Origin of the sequence: Aestuariibacter sp. A3R04 (genome assembly GCF_018860805.1) — a bacterium.
GTDB lineage: Bacteria > Pseudomonadota > Gammaproteobacteria > Enterobacterales > Alteromonadaceae > Alteromonas.
Genome location: NZ_JAHKQR010000003.1, coordinates 322,172 through 342,904, shown reverse-complemented (window position 1 = coordinate 342,904; position 20,733 = coordinate 322,172). Strand labels below are relative to the sequence as shown.

Annotated in this window: 16 protein-coding genes; 9 read left to right on the top strand and 7 right to left on the bottom strand. The window is 47.6% G+C overall.

The window, feature by feature from the left end; all coding sequences use genetic code 11:
* Positions 1-108: 108 nt before the first annotated feature.
* Entirely contained in the window at positions 109-1,938 is a 1,830-nt protein-coding gene (typA, locus tag KO518_RS06275) for a translational GTPase TypA (protein WP_216024971.1), read from the bottom strand.
* A gap of 444 nt (positions 1,939-2,382) precedes the next feature.
* Here typA and glnA point away from each other — a divergent pair, with 444 nt between their 5' ends.
* The 4 genes from glnA to glnG all read left to right on the top strand — a co-directional run bounded on the left by glnA (position 2,383) and on the right by glnG (position 7,054).
* Positions 2,383-3,792: a glutamate--ammonia ligase gene (glnA, locus tag KO518_RS06270; protein WP_216024970.1), complete on the top strand. Its 1,410-nt coding sequence runs from the start codon at positions 2,383-2,385 to the stop codon at positions 3,790-3,792.
* A gap of 106 nt (positions 3,793-3,898) precedes the next feature.
* Positions 3,899-4,432 (top strand): DUF4124 domain-containing protein, encoded by a 534-nt coding sequence (locus tag KO518_RS06265; protein ID WP_216024969.1) that lies wholly within the window; start codon positions 3,899-3,901, stop codon positions 4,430-4,432.
* A 128-nt stretch (positions 4,433-4,560) separates the two neighbouring features.
* Positions 4,561-5,646 (top strand): nitrogen regulation protein NR(II), encoded by a 1,086-nt coding sequence (gene glnL / locus KO518_RS06260; protein WP_216024968.1) that lies wholly within the window; start codon positions 4,561-4,563, stop codon positions 5,644-5,646.
* A complete protein-coding gene (gene glnG, locus KO518_RS06255; RefSeq protein ID WP_216024967.1) occupies positions 5,639-7,054 on the top strand; it encodes a nitrogen regulation protein NR(I) in 1,416 nt (471 codons plus the stop codon). The genes glnL and glnG overlap by 8 nt, the downstream gene beginning before the upstream one ends.
* Positions 7,055-7,112: 58 nt before the next feature.
* Here glnG and KO518_RS06250 read toward each other — a convergent pair whose 3' ends face one another.
* Positions 7,113-8,267, bottom strand: coding sequence for an HD-GYP domain-containing protein (locus KO518_RS06250; RefSeq protein ID WP_216024966.1), 1,155 nt, complete (start codon positions 8,265-8,267; stop codon positions 7,113-7,115).
* Positions 8,268-8,525: 258 nt separating this feature from the next.
* On the opposite strand from KO518_RS06250, the gene KO518_RS06245 reads away from it, so the two are divergent.
* The 3 genes from KO518_RS06245 (at position 8,526) to KO518_RS06235 (ending at position 10,550) form a co-directional block, all read left to right on the top strand.
* Entirely contained in the window at positions 8,526-9,248 is a 723-nt protein-coding gene (locus KO518_RS06245; protein ID WP_216024965.1) for a 1-acylglycerol-3-phosphate O-acyltransferase, read from the top strand.
* 55 nt (positions 9,249-9,303) lie between these two features.
* Positions 9,304-9,684 carry a ribonuclease E inhibitor RraB gene (gene rraB, locus KO518_RS06240; protein ID WP_216024964.1) on the top strand — a complete coding sequence of 127 codons (381 nt, stop codon included), beginning with the start codon at positions 9,304-9,306 and terminating at the stop codon, positions 9,682-9,684.
* A gap of 140 nt (positions 9,685-9,824) precedes the next feature.
* Positions 9,825-10,550, top strand: a complete 726-nt coding sequence (locus tag KO518_RS06235; RefSeq protein WP_216024963.1) for a choice-of-anchor H family protein — start codon at positions 9,825-9,827, stop codon at positions 10,548-10,550.
* Positions 10,551-10,617: 67 nt separating this feature from the next.
* Here the strand turns inward: KO518_RS06235 and KO518_RS06230 are convergent, their stop codons facing one another.
* Positions 10,618-10,836, bottom strand: a complete 219-nt coding sequence (locus KO518_RS06230; RefSeq protein WP_216024962.1) for a hypothetical protein — start codon at positions 10,834-10,836, stop codon at positions 10,618-10,620.
* 20 nt (positions 10,837-10,856) lie between these two features.
* Positions 10,857-11,711, bottom strand: coding sequence for an SPFH domain-containing protein (locus KO518_RS06225; protein ID WP_216024961.1), 855 nt, complete (start codon positions 11,709-11,711; stop codon positions 10,857-10,859).
* A 172-nt stretch (positions 11,712-11,883) separates the two neighbouring features.
* Between KO518_RS06225 and KO518_RS06220 the strand changes: the two genes are divergently transcribed.
* Both KO518_RS06220 and KO518_RS06215 read left to right on the top strand, forming a co-directional pair.
* Entirely contained in the window at positions 11,884-13,152 is a 1,269-nt protein-coding gene (locus KO518_RS06220) for a PotD/PotF family extracellular solute-binding protein (RefSeq protein WP_216025470.1), read from the top strand.
* Positions 13,153-13,163: 11 nt separating this feature from the next.
* The gene (locus KO518_RS06215; RefSeq protein WP_216024960.1) at positions 13,164-15,866 is read left to right on the top strand and encodes an ATP-binding protein; all 2,703 of its coding nucleotides are present in this window, start codon (positions 13,164-13,166) and stop codon (positions 15,864-15,866) included.
* A gap of 88 nt (positions 15,867-15,954) precedes the next feature.
* Here the strand turns inward: KO518_RS06215 and KO518_RS06210 are convergent, their stop codons facing one another.
* From KO518_RS06210 to pepA, 3 genes are read right to left on the bottom strand one after another with little or no spacing between them, the layout of a single operon-like run.
* On the bottom strand, positions 15,955-18,732 hold the full coding sequence (locus tag KO518_RS06210; RefSeq protein WP_216024959.1) for a valine--tRNA ligase: 2,778 nt from the start codon (positions 18,730-18,732) through the stop codon (positions 15,955-15,957).
* Positions 18,733-18,740: 8 nt separating this feature from the next.
* Positions 18,741-19,169, bottom strand: a complete 429-nt coding sequence (locus KO518_RS06205) for a DNA polymerase III subunit chi (protein ID WP_216024958.1) — start codon at positions 19,167-19,169, stop codon at positions 18,741-18,743.
* 5 nt (positions 19,170-19,174) lie between these two features.
* Positions 19,175-20,680, bottom strand: a complete 1,506-nt coding sequence (gene pepA, locus KO518_RS06200; RefSeq protein WP_216024957.1) for a leucyl aminopeptidase — start codon at positions 20,678-20,680, stop codon at positions 19,175-19,177.
* Positions 20,681-20,733: the final 53 nt, after the last annotated feature.

Here is a 20,733-nt window from a genome sequence, read left to right as displayed (position 1 = left end):
CTATTAAAATGTACGTTGAGACAACATACTGCCTGTAAAAGTGTTTTAAAACCATGCCTTAGACGAAAAAAAAGCGCCATTCGGCGCTTTTTCAATCGAAAGTTTAAATTACTTTTTTTCCCGGGAAGCGCGTTTACGCTCATTTTCGGTCAGTAATTTCTTGCGAATGCGAATGCTCTCAGGTGTCACTTCTACCAATTCGTCATCGTCGATAAACTCAAGGGCCTGTTCAAGAGACATTTTAATTGGTGGCACCAGTGTTTGCGCTTCATCGGTACCAGATGCACGCACGTTCGTTAACTGCTTGCCTTTGAGGGCGTTAACGGTAAGGTCGTTGTCACGGCTGTGAATACCGATAATCATACCTTCGTAAACTTCCACACCATGACCGATAAACAAACGACCACGCTCCTGCAGGTTGAACAATGCATTGGTAAGCGCTTTACCATTGGCATTGGCAATAAGCACGCCATTCTTACGCTTGCCAATTACGCCGCCTTTGTGGGCACCGTAATGATCGAACGTGTGATACAGCAAGCCAGAGCCCGAAGTGAGTGTCATAAACTCGGTTTGGAAACCAATTAGGCCACGGCTGGGAATGATAAAGTCCATGCGCACCCGACCTTTGCCATCAGGCGACATGTCAGTAAGCTCTGCTTTACGCAAACCCAATTGCTCCATAATAGAGCCTTGATCATCACTCTCACAGTCAATGGTTAATGTTTCGAACGGCTCTTGCAGTTCGCCATCAACTTCCCGGAGAATAACTTCCGGACGCGACACTGCCAACTCGTAGCCTTCGCGACGCATATTTTCAATTAAAATACCCAAGTGCAATTCACCGCGCCCTGATACGCGGAACTTATCCGGATCATCGGTTTCTTCAACCCGCAGTGCAACATTGTGAATTAACTCATCTTGCAACCGCTCAAGAATATTTCGTGAGGTAACGTACTTGCCTTCTTTACCAGAAAACGGAGAGGTGTTTACCTGGAATGTCATGGTTACAGTAGGTTCGTCAACCGTTAATGGTGGCAACGCTTCAACAGCGTTTACGTCGCAAACGGTGTCAGATATCTTCAGTTCGCCCAGCCCTGTAATAGCAATAATGTCGCCTGCATGGGCAGATTCCACTTCGTGACGTTCAAGTCCGAGGTAGCCCAGTACTTGGCCTACTTTGCCGTTGCGGGTTTTGCCATCGGCGCCAACAACCGTTACCTGCTGGTTGATTTTAACGCTGCCGCGCGTGACACGGCCAACACCAATAACACCTACATAAGAGTTGTAATCAAGCTGAGAGATCTGCATCTGGAACGGGCCATCTGCATCAGCAGCCGGTGCTTCAACCTGATCAACAATCATTTGAAACAGCGGGGTCATATCTTCGCCCTGGGTATCTGAATCCATAGATGCCCAACCATTTAGCGCAGATGCATAAACCACTTGAAAATCAAGTTGTTCGTCTGTCGCACCCAGGTTGTCAAACAGATCGAAGACCTGATCCATTACCCAATCGGGACGCGCCCCTGGTTTGTCTATTTTATTAATGACAACAATGGGTTTGAGACCCTGAGCAAAGGCTTTTTGCGTCACAAAACGGGTTTGCGGCATAGGACCTTCCTGCGCATCAACCAGCAGCAGTACAGAGTCTGCCATTGACATTACCCGCTCTACCTCACCACCGAAATCGGCGTGTCCTGGTGTGTCGACAATGTTAATGCGGTAATCGTTCCAGTTAATGGCAGTGTTCTTTGCCAAAATGGTGATACCACGCTCTTTCTCGATGTCGTTAGAATCCATCACTCGTTCTTGAGCTTCGCCACGACTTTCCAGCGTACCGGATTGCTGAAGCAATTTGTCCACGAGGGTGGTTTTACCGTGGTCAACGTGAGCAATGATCGCAATATTGCGTAATTTATTAATATCAGTGGTGTTCATTGGGTCTAAGCCTTGGTGATTTACACGTTCAACACTGTCGTGAAGAAAAGGTGCAAACCGAATTGCAATTTCGGAATAGTAAAATGTGCGCGGATTGTACAGAAAATCACTATACATTGCGCATTTTTTTTTATTTAAATTTATTGCAATTTTGTGAACACACACAATTATACTGGTAAATCACTGACTTTCTCGTTTAGACACTGGTATCGCTGACAGGATTGCTCTACGCTAGGTCAGGAAATCACAAGCTCAAATCACCATTATAGTGCACCGTCGCACCATAATGGTTCAATTTGAATTATCTGAACGATCCCCTTTGTCTGCTAGGCCGCGCCATGACTCAGAACAGACAAATGGCACGAATATCGCTTAGTGGTTTCCACTCATTTTTTGGAATGAAAATTTTCATTCCGTTTTGTTTTAATAAATCCGGAGGACACGATGGCAATTGATAAGGCACTAGCGCTGATCAAAGAAAGCGAAGCGAAATTTGTAGATTTACGCTTTACCGATACTAAGGGTAAAGAACAACACGTATCGATCCCTGCCAACCTGATCGACGACGAGTTCTTTGAAGAAGGTAAAATGTTCGACGGCTCTTCTATCGCTGGCTGGAAAGGTATTAACGAGTCAGACATGATTCTTATGCCTGACCCTTCTACTGCGGTTGTAGACCCGTTCGCTGAAGAAGCTCAGGTAAACATTCGCTGCGATATCGTTGAGCCATCGACGATGGAAGGTTACGAGCGTGATCCGCGTTCTGTTGCCCGCCGCGCAGAAGAATATCTGAAGTCCACAGGCATCGGTGACACCTGTTTCTTTGGTCCTGAACCAGAGTTTTTCCTGTTTGACGACGTTAAATTCCACACTGACATGGCCGGTTCGTTCTTTAAGATCGACTCTTCTGAAGCCAAGTGGAATTCAGGCGCTGACTTCGAAGGCGGTAACCTTGCTCACCGTCCGGGAGTAAAAGGCGGTTATTTCCCAGTTCCTCCTGTAGATTCTGCCCATGACATTCGCGGCGCGATGTGTCTGGTTATGGAAGAAATGGGCATTGTTATTGAAGCCCACCACCACGAAGTGGCAACGGCAGGTCAGAACGAAATTGCAGCGTCTTTTAACACGCTCGTTTCCAAAGCTGACGAAATTCAGATTTACAAGTATGTTGTTCACAATGTGGCACATGCGTATGGCCAGTCTGCGACCTTCATGCCTAAGCCACTGGTTGGCGACAACGGTTCAGGTATGCACTGCCACCAGTCAATTGCTAAAGATGGTAAAAACATTTTTGCTGGTGACAAATACGCGGGTCTGTCTGAAGAGGCGCTGTATTACATCGGCGGTATTATTAAGCACGCCCGTGCTATCAACGCCTTTGCAAACGCGTCTACCAACTCGTACAAGCGTTTGGTTCCAGGATTTGAAGCACCTGTTATGCTGGCTTATTCTGCCCGTAACCGCTCAGCGTCAATCCGTATCCCTTACGTGACTAGCGATAAAGCACGTCGTATTGAAGTTCGTTTCCCTGACCCAACAGCAAACCCTTACCTGGCGTTTACTGCTATGCTTATGGCTGGTCTGGACGGTATTCAGAACAAGATTCACCCTGGCGATGCGATGGACAAAGACTTGTATGATCTGCCAGCAGAAGAGGCGAAAGACATCCCAACCGTTGCCAGCTCACTTGAGCAGGCACTTGAAGCGCTGGACAACGACCGTGACTTCCTGAAAGCTGGCGGCGTTATGACTGACGACATGATCGATGCCTACATCGCTCTGAAAGCGGAAGAAGTAACAACGCTGAATATGTCTACTCACCCTGTAGAGTTCGACATGTACTACAGCGTATAAGGTACGTTATCTACTATGCTAAGCCCGCGTTTTCGCGGGCTTTTTTATGCGCACTTGTTGCATATTTGCCGGTTATCGCTATGCTGTAGTATGACGAGAATTAACGATGAATACATTGTGGAGCAATGCATCGATGAAATGGCTACTGCTTTTACCTGTATTAATAACAGGTTCGGTAACGGCTCAAACCATTTACAAGGTTGTACAAGCTGACGGTACCATCCTCTATACTGACACGCCACAGGAAGGTGCCTCGCAAGTAGAACTTCAGGGTAACACCAGTAATGTCACTGACAGCCTGCCCACGCCTCAGGTTAAACCGCAACCTGCAAAAAAACCGACGCCCCGCTACACGGTGACCATTACCTCACCCGAGCCCGAAGCCACGATTCGCAACAACCAGGGTAATATTACCATTTCCGCCAGCACCACCCCCGCTTTTCGCGGTCGCTACCGCCTGACCTTTGACGATCAGTCTGCCAAAATCAATAACGCCGGCATTTTTAGCCTCACAGGCATCGAACGCGGTGCCCATACCTACCATATCGATATCATTGACAATAAGGGCAAGACTCTTGCATCAACCCCTTCACAAACGCTATACCTGCATCAGGCATCAGCGTTAATTAATACCAATTAGCGGGCTATGGTGGCGCATGCAGCGCACCATAGGGGTTCAGACAGAAAACCAACAACGGTCAACGTTACGCTATTTGAACAATAATAATCTATAATGCACCAAAAGTGTGCACAAGGGAGTTGCTCGGCATGTTTGCCTCCGAGTTTGATACTAATCATTTGCTAAACAGCCTAAACAGCGCATTGGTGATGGTGAATGAAAAACTACAAATAGTCTATGCGAATCACGCTGGTGAAGCGTTATTTGAAACGGGCTTCAAACAACTGTATGGCCACCAACTGGCCGAATTTTTTACGCCTAATTCCATTAATAATGCCCGTTTGCGCGCAGCACTTCGACGGGGAGAAGATTTTACAGAAAACGATCTCCGCCTTTGCTTCAAAGACGGGCGCAACGTACTGTCGGATCTCACGGTTACCAATCTGAATACAGAGGATGGCCCGAAACTGATGTTCGAGGTCAGACGAATAGATCAACAACGACGTATATCCCGTGAAAATCAACAAAATGCGCAGCACGATGCCGCCAGAGAACTCATCCGCGGACTGGCCCACGAAATAAAAAACCCCCTAGGCGGTATTCGAGGCGCAGCCCAATTACTGGAAAAGGAATTAACCAACCCGGAACACACTGAGTTTACTCAAATGATTGTCGAACAGTCAGACAGACTGCGCAATCTCGTTGACCGACTTCTCGGGCCAAATTCACTCCCACGGTTGGAGTGGAGTAATTTGCACCAAGCTCTGGAAAAAGTCCGCAGTCTAATGCAATTTGATTCCGACAATCCAATTACCATCATTCGCGATTACGACCCCAGTATCCCGGACTTGCGGGTTGACCAGGACATGGTGCAACAATCTGTTTTGAACATTTTGAGGAACAGCGTACAGGCGTTAACCGAAGCCAAAACGCCATCGCCCCAAATTCGATTAGTTACCCGTATAGACCGCCAGATGACCATATTGGGCAAGCGCCACTCATTGGTCGCCAAAATTCAGGTTATCGACAATGGTCCAGGCATTCCGGCGGAAATACGGGATACCTTGTTCTACCCAATGGTCAGCAGCAAGCAAAATGGCAGTGGGTTGGGTTTGTCTATTGCGCAAACCCTCATTAATCACCACGGTGGCAAGATTGAAGTAGACAGCCACCCTGGCAAAACAGAATTTACCCTTTACCTCCCAATCCCCAGAAAGGAGATGGACAATGAATAGTGAATCCGTTTGGATAGTAGACGACGACAGTTCCATACGCTGGGTGTTACAAAAAGCATTACAAGCGGCAAATATCGGGTGTCTGAGTTTTGAAAATCCCGAAGATCTTTTACTGCAATTAGAAAGTGGCCAAAGCCCTGAAGTCATTGTATCTGACATAAGAATGCCACAGATGGACGGCATGGTACTGCTCAACGAAGTACACAATATTTCGCCCTTGATTCCGGTGATCATCATGACCGCGCACTCCGATCTGGACAGTGCGGTTAATGCGTACCAAAGTGGTGCATTTGAATACCTTCCCAAGCCATTCGACATTGACGAGGCGGTTACCTTGGTGCAACGAGCTCTTGCTCACTCCAGAGAACAGACCCGACAATTGCAAGTTCCGCCTGACGAAACACCAACGGAAATCATTGGCGAAGCACCTGCCATGCAGGAAGTATTCAGGGCCATAGGTCGCCTCTCTCGCTCTTCTATCAGCGTATTAATCAATGGGCAGTCGGGCACCGGCAAAGAGCTTGTAGCCCAAGCACTACACCGGCACAGCCCCCGGGCGGCGAACCCGTTTATTGCTCTTAATATGGCCGCCATACCCGCAGATTTGGTCGAGTCTGAATTATTTGGCCACGAAAAAGGTGCCTTCACCGGCGCACAAACAGCGCGACAAGGTCGCTTTGAACAGGCGAACGGCGGCACACTTTTTCTCGATGAAATTGGCGATATGCCATTGGATGTCCAAACTCGCTTGTTACGGGTCCTGGCCGATGGCCAGTTTTATCGCGTTGGCGGACACCAGTCTGTAACCGTGGATGTCAGAATCATTGCAGCAACACACCAGAACCTCGAAAAGCGGGTGGCGGAAGGCAAGTTCAGGGAAGATTTATTTCACCGTTTAAACGTGATCCGCATTCACATCCCGGCATTGTCCGAGCGACGGGAAGACATCCCGCTATTGGCCCGCCACTTCTTACGGGCTGCAGCAAAAGAGTTGGACGTAGAAAGCAAGTTACTAAGTAAGGAAGCAGAAAAAGTCATTATGCAGTTACCGTGGCCCGGTAATGTCAGACAACTGGAAAACGTGTGTCGCTGGCTTACGGTGATGGCCAGCGGACAGGAAGTGTTGCCCACCGATCTTCCGCCGGAAATTCACGGCGAGAGCAGTATAGAAAAAACCACCTCCAGTGCCGAAGGCGATTGGCCAGAATTGTTGGCAAAGTGGGCTGATACTCAGCTTCGGGAAGGTCACTTTAATATACTCAATGACGCCATGGTTACCTTTGAGAAAACCATGTTAGAAAGAGCACTACAGTACACCCATGGTCATAAGCAGGATGCTGCTAAAAGACTCGGATGGGGTCGCAATACCCTCACTCGTAAGCTAAAAGAACTTGATGTGAATGATTAGCGCCTAACGCCCTCTGCCGCTCCTCGTCACAGCAAGGTCGGGGGACGGCGAGGAAGGATCAGCCGTTTTTCGTCAGTAATTTAGTCATGGCCTGATTGAAAAACCGCAGCCATTTCGGACTAAACTGTCCTTTTGCATGGCGATTAAGCTCAATAACCGCCTGTTTTTTAGACATTTGGTTTTCGGGGTTGTGAGCTCTTGAGTGGGTCATCGCATCAAACGTGTCTAAAATGGCCAGCAACTTTGCCCCATCACAAATATCATCTTCCTTAAGACCCAGTGGATAACCTTTCCCATCGGCCCTCTCGTGGTGTTGCATCACAATTTTTCTCGCGTGATCCCATTGATTGAGGTGTTCGAGTAAACGGGAGCTTTTGTACACGTGAGAACGCATTAGGTTGAATTCTGCTTCTGTGTAGGGCTCAGTTTTATTTAATAGCGACAACGGCATAAACGCCATGCCGAAATCGTGCACATAGCACGCCACTGAAAGCTGGTCATCGTCAATAAGGCCACCCGCTTCGTGATTGATATACAATGCCAGCTTGGCAATTCTGTCGCCCCGTCCCGCCCAGTAGTTGGAACGATGCTCAATAGCTTGCATGAGATCCCGGAAAAACAGCATATCTTCGCGTTTGTCGCCACTAACGGTTTTGAGAATCCCCGTATTAGCCACGGTGGCAGGCGGTTTGGAAGCCATGGTATCGACAGCATCGGCAGCGTCCAACTCTCCGTATGCAAGGTCTAATTTCGGGTTTAACAATAGCACTGCTTCACCCAATAAACGGTTGTGCTCGCCGTGGTTATCAGGCGTAATTCGCGAAATTGCGAGTACCAGCTTACCGTGAAGCTCATCATCATAGTTCGCCAAGCCGGCATCCATTACACCTTCGACGAAACTTTTCACCCTGTCCATGGTGAGTAACACGAGATCACTCATGGTGCTGGTGTATTCGATTTGCCCCTTGCGCAAGTAATCCAGCAAATCTTCAACGTGCTGAAGTAAAGGTATCATGGGACTAAAATTAACCAGCCCTAAATCACCCTTAATTGTATGAATAGAACGAAATAAACTCCGTTGCAGTTCATTGTCTTTTGGACGAAGTTCAAGCTCGATTAGCGTTTGCTCGCTGGACTCATAGAGTTCATTAATTTCCTCCATAAGGTCGACAAGAATATCATCTTCAAGCTCTTCGGGTGTAAACGTCTGCATTTTTTTCGCTACCGCAAATTGTAATTGTGGTTAAAACACGCTCTAACTCTTGCGTAAGATAAAGAACACGTCTTAGAGGCTACCAGTTAGTATAAGTTATATCACCTAGCTACCGCTTTCGCTAATGACAAAGACTTTGTCTTTCGTTTAATAGACAAAAATACGTTTCTGTGTCTGCTGGATAAAAAAATACTGATCGGATAACTGAAAGGGCGAAGATCCCGTATACTTCCGCGAAAAGAAATAACAGGATAATTTGTGTTAGCTATTCTACGCGTCATTGCGCTGTTTATCGCGTTTGTTGTCATCAATCTCGCAGTATTTATTGTTTGTATCCTTCGACCTTTCCACAAAGACAATGTGCATTTTGGCGGTCAGGCCTACGCCTTGATGTCGCGTATTGTAGGACTTAACGTGGTCGTCCGCAAAGACCCAGCCATTCAGGCAGATACCCCTTACGTTTTCATCGCCAACCACCAAAATAGTTACGACCTCATCACTATTTGTAAAGCAGCACTTCCCGGTGTAGTGACCATCGGCAAGAAAAGTCTGAAGTGGATCCCTATCTTCGGGCAGATTTACTGGCTTTCCGGCAATATCATGATCGACCGCAAAAACTCCGGCCGCGCCAGAGATACCCTTCTCCAGGCGGGTGAAAAAATAAAAGCGAAAAAGACATCTGTGTGGGTATTTCCGGAGGGGACGCGCAGTTACGGCAGAGGTCTCCTACCGTTCAAAACAGGGGCATTCAGACTTGCGCAAACCGCAAATGAGCCCATAGTTATGGTTACGGCAAGCGATCTGCACCAAAAGGTAAAGCTCAATCGCTGGGATAACGGCACTGTCTTTGTTGATCTGGCAGCCCCCATAGCCTTAGACGATTCGAAAACAATCAAACAGTGGACGGAGCATTTCCATAAAAAAATGCAGGAGACCTTTATCCGCATTAGCAAGGAAGCCGAAGACGTCGAAAAGAGATAGCTTCCACTGCTGCAGTTCATTACACTACGCCCAATCTTATTTATGGGTAACCCAAATGAATCAGTTTGACGAACGAGAAGAGTGGTACGAGTTTAATCAGGAAACCATAGATGCGCTGCTTGAAGATGGCAGCCAACCGGATGCCGTTTATACAGTTGAGTATCACCTTGCCTCTGACGACTTTGACATTTTAGAAAAAGCCGCTGTTGATGCATTCAAAGCTGGCTTTGAAGTATCAGATGCCGAAGAGCTTATGTTAGATGACGGCGGGACTATTTTTTGTTTTGATGCGGTTGTTGAACGCAAACTCGACCGCGCCGCCCTGGACAAAGACACCGATACCCTGTTAAAAATTGCAGACAAACACGACGTTCACTACGATGGTTGGGGAACGTACTTCATGCCTCAGAACGGCGAATCTGCGCTTGATGACTAATACCTGAGTCTCACCAGGTCAATCTGCGTCACTTAATCACTGGGTTTGTCTGACCCTGTGATTAAGGTTTGTTTCAGTTTTCGTTCATACAGAAAAAGCGACACTGTCCTCACAGTAAGTTATTCATTTGAGGACTGCATATGCTGAACCTACACTCCGCTACCCTATCTGCATTGGCATTAGCCACTCTGCTAACAACGACTGCTGCATGGGCAGAACCTGAGTCTAAACAAACGAAAGCGACAGAGTTCCAGTTTGGTGTGCAACACCAACCGCCGTCAGACACCGGCGTAGCCCGACGCACTGAAAATCAGCAAGTTAGCGCTTTTTCTTCCAAAAAGCGAAGCGCTGAATCTGTTGTGGTAAATACCGATTACTGGATTTACGATGCCCGGGTAGAGCGCCGCTACGACGCTGACCACGACGGTTACTACAGTCGGTTGGCAGTGGTCTTCGATGCCGATACAATCTATGCCGAAGTCCCCGTGTACGCGGTGCTGTATTTAGGTGACGCGGAATCGTATTACCCTGTTCACACCTCGTCTGATTTTTTCATCTACGGTGAAAGTTCCCACGACGAATTTATTGTTGAAACAGATCTTATTTCGGGCTTCCGCCCCGATGATTACGACATCCTCATAGAATTATACGATGCTCAAACAGAGGCGCTGCTTGCTGTTGCAGATCACACAACCGATGCAGACCTTAGCTATGTGCCACTTGAAAGTGAAAACTATGACAGAACCGGGCACGATGTTGTTGTGGAAGTAAGGGAACATGGTGGAAGTGTATACTGGCCATTTCTAACTGGCTTGCTGGGTATTACTCTGTGGCGCGGTCTGATAAAGCGCCGAAAATTAACCTAGCGTTTTAGTGGCCGCACATCACGGCAACACTGGCAGGTTTTAATACGCCCGCCAGTGGTATTATTTGTCAGTCTTCGTCCTGGCTTTTGCCATTCTCTGGCGTCACCACGACTTCGGTGATGACCTTTTCTACCAGTTTTACCCTCTTATTTCTGACCAGTGCCTCCCTCAATACGTACTCAATTTGCGCATTCACACTGCGTAACTCGTCATCAGCCCAGCGCTGCATCGCAGCCAGCACATTTGCATTAATTCGCAGTGGATACGCCTTTTTCTTGTCTGACATGAACCATCCCGGATGTTGATTTAATAAAGGCTGCCACTGTTTACAACAGGTTGCGCGGCTTTGTCACCACACAAGACTACAAGCAGATTACTGACCATATTTGCTTTGCGCTCATCATCCAACTCAACAATGTCTTTTTCATTCAAACCCGCAAGTGCCATTTCTACCATGCCTACTGCGCCGTCGACAATTTTACGCCGGGCAGCAATAATGGCCGCTGCCTGCTGCCGTTGTAACATGGCACTGGCAATTTCAGGGGCATAGGCTAGATGACTAAGCCGAGCCTCGTGCACCGTAATACCTGCTTTATCTAGTCTTGCCTGTATTTCCGATTGCAGATGATCGGCGATCTGTTGAGGATGACTTCGCAGAGCCACTTCTGCGCCCTCATCATCCCTTGGGTCGTAGGGAAAACTACTGGCCATATTACGTATGGCTGATTCACTTTGAATGAGCACGTAACTTTCGAAATTATCCACTTCGAATACAGCTTCTGCGGTATCCGTGACAGACCACACAATTATCGCGGCAATTTCAACGGGATTTCCCTGATTGTCATTCACCTTCATCTGTGCACTTTCAAAATTGCGTATGCGAAGTGAGAGTGTTTTTCTCATGAATAGCGGTACGGTCCAGCGCAGACCATTTGCCTTCACCGTCCCCACATAACTACCAAAAAAAGTCAGTACTTTACCCTGATTGGGTTGAACCATGAAGAACCCTGCCCAACAAACACCAACAAGTACAGCTGGTAATAAATGCCACGGCGCTTTATGAGCCACGCTGTCGAAATAAACTACAGTACCAATTTGTGCCAAGAGCAGCACAAACACCATCACAAACCCGTTAATAGAAAAACCTTTTTTCTCGTTCATTTCGATCTCAAATGATATCAATTTGATATCACTCTAATACACTCCTTTATACACTGTCAACCAGACCTTGTAATCAGGGTTTTAAGTTAATGAGAAATAAACACTTTATCTTTGGCAAGATAAGGATTTAGGTGCCACAATGTAGTTTAGGGATTTTGTGTACCACATGCTGATGACTAAAAAGAAAAATTCTCAAACCCGTCGAACACTATTGAAAGGGACGCTTGCCAGTTGGCTTACGGCTGGTATGGTGCCTTTTGCTATCGGCAAGGAAAAACCTCTCGTACGCGTACTGGGAACACATGTCACTCTGCAGGAGCCCCTTAGAAAACAAGCTATGGAAGACCTCGGTATCCAACTGGCCTACTCTCCGGGCGGGAGCGCTGCGGTACTGCAAAAAGCCGCGATCAATCCCGCGGGCTTCGACCTTTACGAGCAATGGTCCAACAGCATTAATGTGCTATGGCGCTCAGATGCAATTCAGCCCATCGACACATCACGTATCTCCTATTGGGATGAAATTAACAGTTTAACTAAAACAGGAAAAATCACCCCGTCGGCTAAAATTGGCGCTGGTGATGCCCCCCATAAAATTATCAACGTGGGAAAAAACGGTAAACTCGGTTCAGCTTTTACCGGGCAAATTAGTTTTCTGCCTTATGTTCACAACGTCGATTCTTTTGGTTATGACACCAGCGCATTGCCCCAGGATTTGAAATCTCAAAGTGAAAGCTGGGGCTGGTTACTCGACTCGCGCTTCAGCGGTAAAGTAGCCATTGTCAATGACCCAACTATTGGCTTATTTGATCTAGCTCTTGCTGCCCAAGCCAAGGGTTTTATGACATTCAACGACATTGGCGCTATCACACGCCGGGAACTCGACGAATTATTCTCACTGCTAATAGAACTGAAGCAACTTCAGCATTTTAGTGGTTTTTGGACATCCGTCCCGGAATCCGTTCAATTTATGCTTTCCAACCGGGTAGAAATTGAAAGCATGTTTTCGCCGGCTGTAAGTCAGTTAAACGGCGACAATATCCCCGTTCGCTTTGCCGCCCCCAAAGAAGGCTATCGGGGCTGGCACGGGGTAATGTGTTTATCATCAGCAACACAGGGCAGAGCTAAGGATGCAGCCTATGAATATATGAATTGGTGGCTGTCCGGATGGCCCGGTGCTTTTATTGCCAGACAAGGCTACTATATTTCCAATCCCCTTCGTTCAAAACCTTACCTCAGCAATGCTGAATGGCAGTACTGGTATGAAGGTTTACCAACACAGGAAGCATTAAAAGGCCCCGATGGTAAGGTGTCTGTTTCAATCGGGCAACAGCGTTCAGGCGGGAGTTACGAAAGTCGCTTCAACAATGTCGCTGTCTGGAATACCGTTATGCCGACTTATGAATACAGTCTGCAAAAATGGTATGAATTTATTACTTCTTGAGGTGTCTTCCTATGTTCCATTCTATACGCCTCCAACTCATACTCGTCCTCATTGTAATGGTTGCGCTTATACTCGTTCAGGGTTTTTTAGGCAGAGCAAATGAACAGGTACTGACAGAGGGCATGAACAACACCCGTCAGGCCGTAATTGATGTTGGTCTGGTAGGCGAGTTGGAGCGAGATATTCTCGATCTACAAAGAAATGTGCTTATTTTTAAAGAAACGGCAAGTCAGTCTGCTGTGACGCGGTTTGAGCGACTGATGATATCCATCACGGACAAAATTGATTCACTGGAAAACTCCACACTCTCCTCTGCTTATAATTACAGTGATGACGACACCTTGGTACGCATGCGCAGCCACCTTGTTGCGTACAAAGAGAATTTTCGCCAGGTTGTCGACGCTCGCCACGAGCGAAACCAGTTGATTAATGTTCAAGGTTTCTTTGTATTGGATGAGCTGAATGATTTGCTCGCTCAAGCGGCTGAAGAAACACTTTTGCCCGAACAGGCGATTACCAAGCTGAGACTACAAACAGCAAAGATGGAAAACATGGCGTTGCGTTACCTGAACTCCCCTAGTCAGGAAGCAGCAAATCAGTTCCAGGACGCCGTTTATGAAGTCCAAAGTATGTTACAACACGAAACTAACGCAACATTGCAAAGCATGAGTCAACAAGTTGACGCCCTGAATAGTCGCTTTCTTCAACTCGCTCAGATCACGCAAAACAATTTATTTTTGGTTAATGTTGTGATGGCTGGTTCAGCCAACGAGTTTTTATTCTTGAGCCGTGAACTGGCAGATTTAGTTAATTCACAAACCAATGCCGTTAATCGCAAAACGCAGAAAGCAGCGCAAGAAGCCAGACTCAATGGCGAAATTTATTCCGTTATTGCCATTGTACTGGCCATGGCATTCGCGATTTTCACAGTAAAGCGTATTCTCGGTCCCATCCGTTCAATTACTGACGTGTTTAATCGTCTCGCGGATGGCGATGATGTTGAGGTACTACCAGAGCTAAGGCGGAAAGACGAAATTGGCAAACTCGCCAGAGCGGCCTCTGTCTTTAAAGAAAAAAATGCGCAAACCAAGAAACTCCTGGAAGAGGCACAAACCCTAAACAGGCAGCAGGAAAAACTCAATAGTGAACTGGCAGAATCCAAACTAAAAGCCGAACGCGCCACAGCGTCAAAAAGCATGTTCCTGGCAAACATGAGTCACGAAATACGCACGCCATTAAATGGCATTATTGGCTTAATGGAACTCGCTCACCAGCAACCCATGTCTGCGATGCTCAAGGACTATCTCGACAAAGCGTCCTATTCCAGCCAAATTCTGTTGAATGTTATTAACGACATTCTCGACTTTTCCAAAATAGAGGCCGGGAAGCTTGAGCTGGAAAAAGTCAGCTTCTCCGTTCACTCCATTCTGGACAACCTGCTGGCAGTAACCAGCTTGCGCGCTCAGGAAAAGAACCTCAGCGTGAGACTGGTGGTTGATCCATCACTACCGCCCAGGTTGATTGGTGATCCCCTCAGATTGTCACAAATTCTTATGAACTTATGTACCAACGCCGTAAAATTTACCCAACAGGGAGAAATCACCATTGATATCAAGAGCCTGCTAAATCAAAAAGGTGATAATGTGGTACTTCGAATAGAAGTACTGGATACCGGCATAGGTATGACTCAAGGACAAATCGATCGCATCTTCCAACCCTTCACCCAGGCGGATGGCTCAACAAACCGCAAATTCGGCGGTTCGGGCCTGGGTTTAACCATTGTTAAGCAATTAACTGAATTAATGTCAGGCAAACTCAGAGTGAGCTCAAAACCCGACGACGGTACCACCTTCGTAGTTACCCTTCCCATGGGCGTTACCCTTGGTCAGAAAGGTATACTGGCGTCGACCCCTTCACTTCCTCAGGGTTCAGCCTATTTTTCTGACAAAGCGTTGTTACCTCCGCAATACATGGCCTTACTTAACTCAAAAGCAGTATGCCAACCCCTGGAAGCGCTGAAGAAAGACGTTGGAGTACCACCGGCTATCCTGGTAGAAATTCCCACCTACAGTATCTTTAAGGCATTATTGCCCACGTTAACTGTATACGAGCGTCAAGGCTGTGTCGTGGGGATAGTCATGGAGACGCAAACCGGACAGCTACAGGAAAAAGTGTTCAATCAGTGGCATGGACCGGTTTTATTGCACCCGTTTACACCGTCACAATTCAAGCGATTCGTTCATCGTCTGACGGGTACAGTAGACAGTGATGCCATACCAGAAGTTGCCGAGAGTTCGACGATGCTTGACGGGCACATTTTGCTAGTGGAAGACAATAATATTAATCAAGTGGTTACTGGTGAGATGTTGTCTTCACTAGGATTGACCTTTGATATTGCCGAAGACGGCCTTCAAGCCGTTACGAAGCTTACGAATGCGCCAGTATATGATTTAGTACTCATGGACGTTCAAATGCCGGTTATGGACGGTTACGAGGCTACCAAGCAAATCAGAAACAAAGGCTTTTCTGATCTCCCAATCATTGGCTTGTCGGCTAATGCCATGAAAGAAGACCGACTTCAGGCGCTAGATTTAGGGATGACAGATTACCTCACCAAACCCTTAAAACGGGGCGCCCTTGCCGCCATGTTAAGACGCTTTTTGAGCACGGAAGTAAACATGCACGCTATACAAACAGTCAGAAAGATCGAGTAACCCCAGGACTAGCAACGGCTTACCTAACCGAAAAAAAGGAGCGAGTAACGCTCCTTTTTGCCACTTATTACCGGTGTCTGACGGCGCTTTACAAAGCGCTTATCGTAGCGTGTTGCTCTTTTAGCTTGGCCAACGCTTTTTCAGCTTCGTCCAGCTTGCTGCGCTCTTTTTCTATAACAGCTTGCGGCGCATTGCTAACGAATTTTTCGTTCGACAACTTACCCTTAGTGCGATTTACGTCCAGCTCAACTTTACTCATTGCTTTGGAAATTCGCGCCAACTCCGCGTCTTTATCAATAAGTCCTGCCATTGGAATAAGAATTTCCATTTCTCCCACAAGTGCCGTTGCACTCGCTGGTGCGGGTTCTCCGTTAGCCAGGGTGGTAACAGATTCAAGCTTGGCGAGTTTCTCAATAAATGGTGCAGCAAGATCTAATCGACGCTGATCTTCGGCACTCACATTTCGCAATAGAGCATTTAGCGGCTTATTCGGGGAAATATCCATTTCCCCGCGTATGTTGCGAATACCGATAATAAAACGCTTCAGCCATTCAATATCGGCCAATACGCTGTCATTCTCACGCTCAGCATGCACCGATGGAAACGGCTGGATCATAATGCTGGTTTGATCTGCGGCGATACCTGCATCGCTCAACGGTGCTACGCGCTGCCAAATAGTATCGGTAATAAACGGCATCAAAGGATGCAATAATCGCAATAAATGCTCAAGTACATTAATAAGTGTGTGACGGGTGCCTCGCTTTTCAGCCTCAGTGCTGCTGTCGCTATTTAACACCGGCTTAGTGAGTTCAAGATACCAGTCACAGAACTGGTTCCAGGTAAATTCGTAGACAGCCTGCGCAGCGATATCAAAGCGGTAATCCGCAAGGGCCGATTCAAATTCCTTGAGTGTTTTCTGGAACTGCGCCCAAACCCATTTATCGGCCAGGCTAAGTACCATCTCACCACCGTCTCGACCGGTATCTTCAGTTTCTGTATTCATCAACACGAAGCGAGACGCGTTCCATATTTTGTTACAGAAGTTGCGATACCCTTCGACGCGGCCCATATCAAAGTTGATATCCCTGCTGGTAGATGCCATGGCGGCAAAGGTAAACCTAAGGGCATCAGTACCGTACGCATTTATACCGTCTGGAAACTGCTTACGAGTATTCTTCTCAATCTTCTTGGCTAATTGCGGCTGCATCATCCCCGACGTTCGCTTGGTAACCAGCGACTCCAGGTTGATTCCATCAATTAAATCAATGGGATCCAGCACGTTTCCTTTTGACTTAGACATCTTGTCGCCATTTTCATCGCGAATAAGCCCGGTTATGTAGATATCTTTAAAAGGAATTTTGCCAGTGAACTTCTTGGTCATCATAATCATTCTGGCAACCCAGAAGAAAATGATGTCGAACCCCGTCACCAGCACGGACGATGGCACAAACGTTTCCAGATCAGGAGTATCTTCCGGCCAGCCCATGGTGGCAAAAGGCCATAATGCTGACGAAAACCAGGTGTCCAGCACGTCGTCATCCTGGGTAAGCTCAACGGCTTCATCCAGCTTATAACGGCTGCGCGCTTCTCCTTCGTCCCGCGCTACATACACATTACCCTCGTTGTCGTACCATGCTGGTACCCGATGTCCCCACCACAGTTGCCGTGAGATACACCAGTCTTGAATATTGTTCATCCACTGGTAATAAGTTTTATTCCAGTTTTCCGGAATAAAGCGGATCTCACCACTTTCCACAGCTTCAATAGCCGGCTTCGCCAGTGACTCTACAGCCACATACCACTGATCGGTAAGATAGGGTTCGATGACGGCACCGGTTCTATCGCCCCGTGGCACTTTGAGCTTGTGATCTGCAACTTTAACAAGTAACCCCTGCTCCTCGAGATCTGCGACGATTTGCTTACGGGCATCAAAGCGGTCAAGACCGCGATACTTTTCCGGTGCTTCATCATTAATTTTGGCATCGGCAGTCAGCACGTTAATCATGGGCAGGTTGTGACGCTTACCCATATCGTAGTCGTTGAAATCGTGGGCGGGCGTAATTTTCACGCACCCTGTGCCAAATTCCGGGTCGACGTAATCATCAGCAATAATGGGAATTAAACGACCGGTAATCGGTAACCGGATATTCTTGCCAATAAGCGACTGATAGCGCTCATCATCCGGATGTACCGCCACGGCGGTATCGCCAAGCATGGTTTCAGGTCGTGTTGTCGCCACCACAATATCACCTGAACCATCGGCAAGCGGATAGCGCATATGCCACATATAGCCCGCTTCTTCCTCGTTTAGTACTTCAAGGTCAGAAACAGCAGTGTGAAGCACCGGATCCCAGTTAACCAACCGCTTACCGCGATAAATGAGCCCTTCCTCGTGCAAACGCACAAACACTTCAGTAACGGCCTTCGACAAGTTGTCGTCCATGGTGAAGACTTCGCGGTCCCAGTCGGTAGATGTGCCTAAACGACGCATCTGCTTGGTAATGGTTCCACCCGACTCTTCTTTCCATTCCCACACTTTATCGACAAACGCGTCGCGACCCAAATCGTGACGATTTTTGCCTTCCGCATTCAAGCGGCGTTCCACCACCATTTGTGTCGCAATACCCGCGTGGTCTGTGCCGACTTGCCAAAGGGTATTGTCGCCTTTCATACGATGGTAACGCGTCAGGGCATCCATTATGGTTTGCTGAAAACCGTGCCCCATATGCAAGCTACCAGTTACGTTAGGAGGCGGAAGCAAAATACAATAAGGGTTACCGCTGCCGGAAGGTTTAAAATATCCCGCCGCTTCCCATTTTTCATAACATTGCTTCTCAATGGACTGTGGTTCAAAGGTTTTATCCATACTTACTCTCAAGTGTCAGCAGATTGAAACTGCAGTTGGCAGCCAGCCTGTTGATATTGTTTATAGCGAACCCGTGCTGCTTGCTTCGCTTCATCGGCAGCAGGCACGAAATCGAAAATGATTTGATACGCATGGGGAGACGCTAACATCTTCCCACTAAGGTTGACGATAAGACTGCGACGGGACAACTGATTTTCCTGCCAGCATATTTCCACAGGCGTTCCCACGCTCGGCCCCTCACCTGCGAGGTTGTGCGGCACGAAGCGCTCTGCCGGCAATTGCCATAGCAATTCGTCGACCATTTCTGCTGATGCCTGATCAGCGCAGTACACTATGCACTTTTGTTTGTTCGAAAACGCATCTGCCACCAGATGGCAGGTGCGATTTTCTGCGGCATGCGCTTCGTCAGCCAGTTGCCAGAACGTCACCTGAGGCATGTAGCTCAATCCTCTTGCTTTATGCCAGAGCGGTTCATCAAAAATTGGGACAACATAGGTACCGGACGACCTGTAGCCCCTTTATTCTTGCCGCTGCGCCACGCTGTTCCGGCAATATCCATATGTGCCCAGTTGTATTTTTTGGTAAAGCGAGACAGGAAACACGCTGCAGTAATCGAACCTGCCGCGCGGCCACCTAAGTTGGTGAAATCGGCAAAAGGACTATCAAGCTGCTCTTGGTATTCATCCCACACAGGCAAACGCCAGGCCCTGTCTGAGCTTTGCTCTGACGCATTTAATAATTCATGAGCCAGTGGGTTATGCGTACTCATCAATCCGGTTGCATGGCTGCCAAGGGCAACAATACAAGCACCGGTAAGCGTTGCAACGTCAATTACCAACTCTGGTTCGAAACGTTCCACGTAAGTCAGAGCATCACAAAGAACCAAACGCCCTTCTGCATCGGTGTTTAACACCTCGACTGTTTGACCAGACATCGTGGTAAGAATATCACCCGGACGATAAGCCTTACCATCAGGCATATTTTCGCATCCGGCAAGGACACCTATAACGTTCACTGGCAAATTCAGTTCAGCCACAGTTTGCATCGTGCCAAGGACACCAGCCGCACCACCCATGTCGTATTTCATTTCATCCATGCCTTCGCCCGGCTTAATGGAAATACCACCGGAATCAAACGTGAGGCCTTTACCCACCAAAACGATAGGCGCCTGACCTTCCGGACCGCCGTTGTGATGAATAATACTCATCAGCGATTCATTGTCTGAACCACGCCCTACCGCTAGGTATGAATTCATCCCTAACTCTGCCATTTGCTCTTCGTTCACCACCTCTGCGGTTATGGAATCGTAGTTTGCAGCCAGAGACTGTGCCTGTTCCCACAAATAAGCGGGATTACAAATATTGGGCGGCATATTGGCGACGTCTTTGGTGAGACTTGCGCCTTTAGACACGGCCAGGCCATGCTCGATGGCACGTTCACCCACGGTAAGTTCACGACGGGTTGGTACATTAAAGACAATTTTGCGCAATGGTCGACGGGGTTCGCCTTTTTTGGTTTTTAATTGCAGGAAGGTATAAAGGGAATCCTGAGTTGCCTCAACTGCCTGACGTACTTTCCAGTATGTATCGCGGCCTTTCACATGCAATTCGGTTAAAAAACACACCGCTTCCATCGAGCCGGTTTCATTCAGCGTTTGAATGGTTTTAGCAATAATCTGCTTATACTGGCGCTCATCAAGCTCGCGCTCCTTGCCACAGCCCACAAGTAAAACACGCTCGCTAAGCACGTTTGGCACGTGGTGCAGCAGTAACATCTGGCCGGCTTTACCTTCCAGATCGCCGCGGCGCAACAGATTGCTGATATAACCTTCACTAATTTCATCCAGTTGTTCTGCTACCGCTGTAAGGCGACGTGGTTCAAAAACACCCACCACAATACATGCGCTTCGTTGCTTTTCAGGGCTACCACTTTTTACACTAAACTCCACGATATCACCTCGCTGTTTTTTATCTTGTGATTTGCATGACGATAATTTCGCAT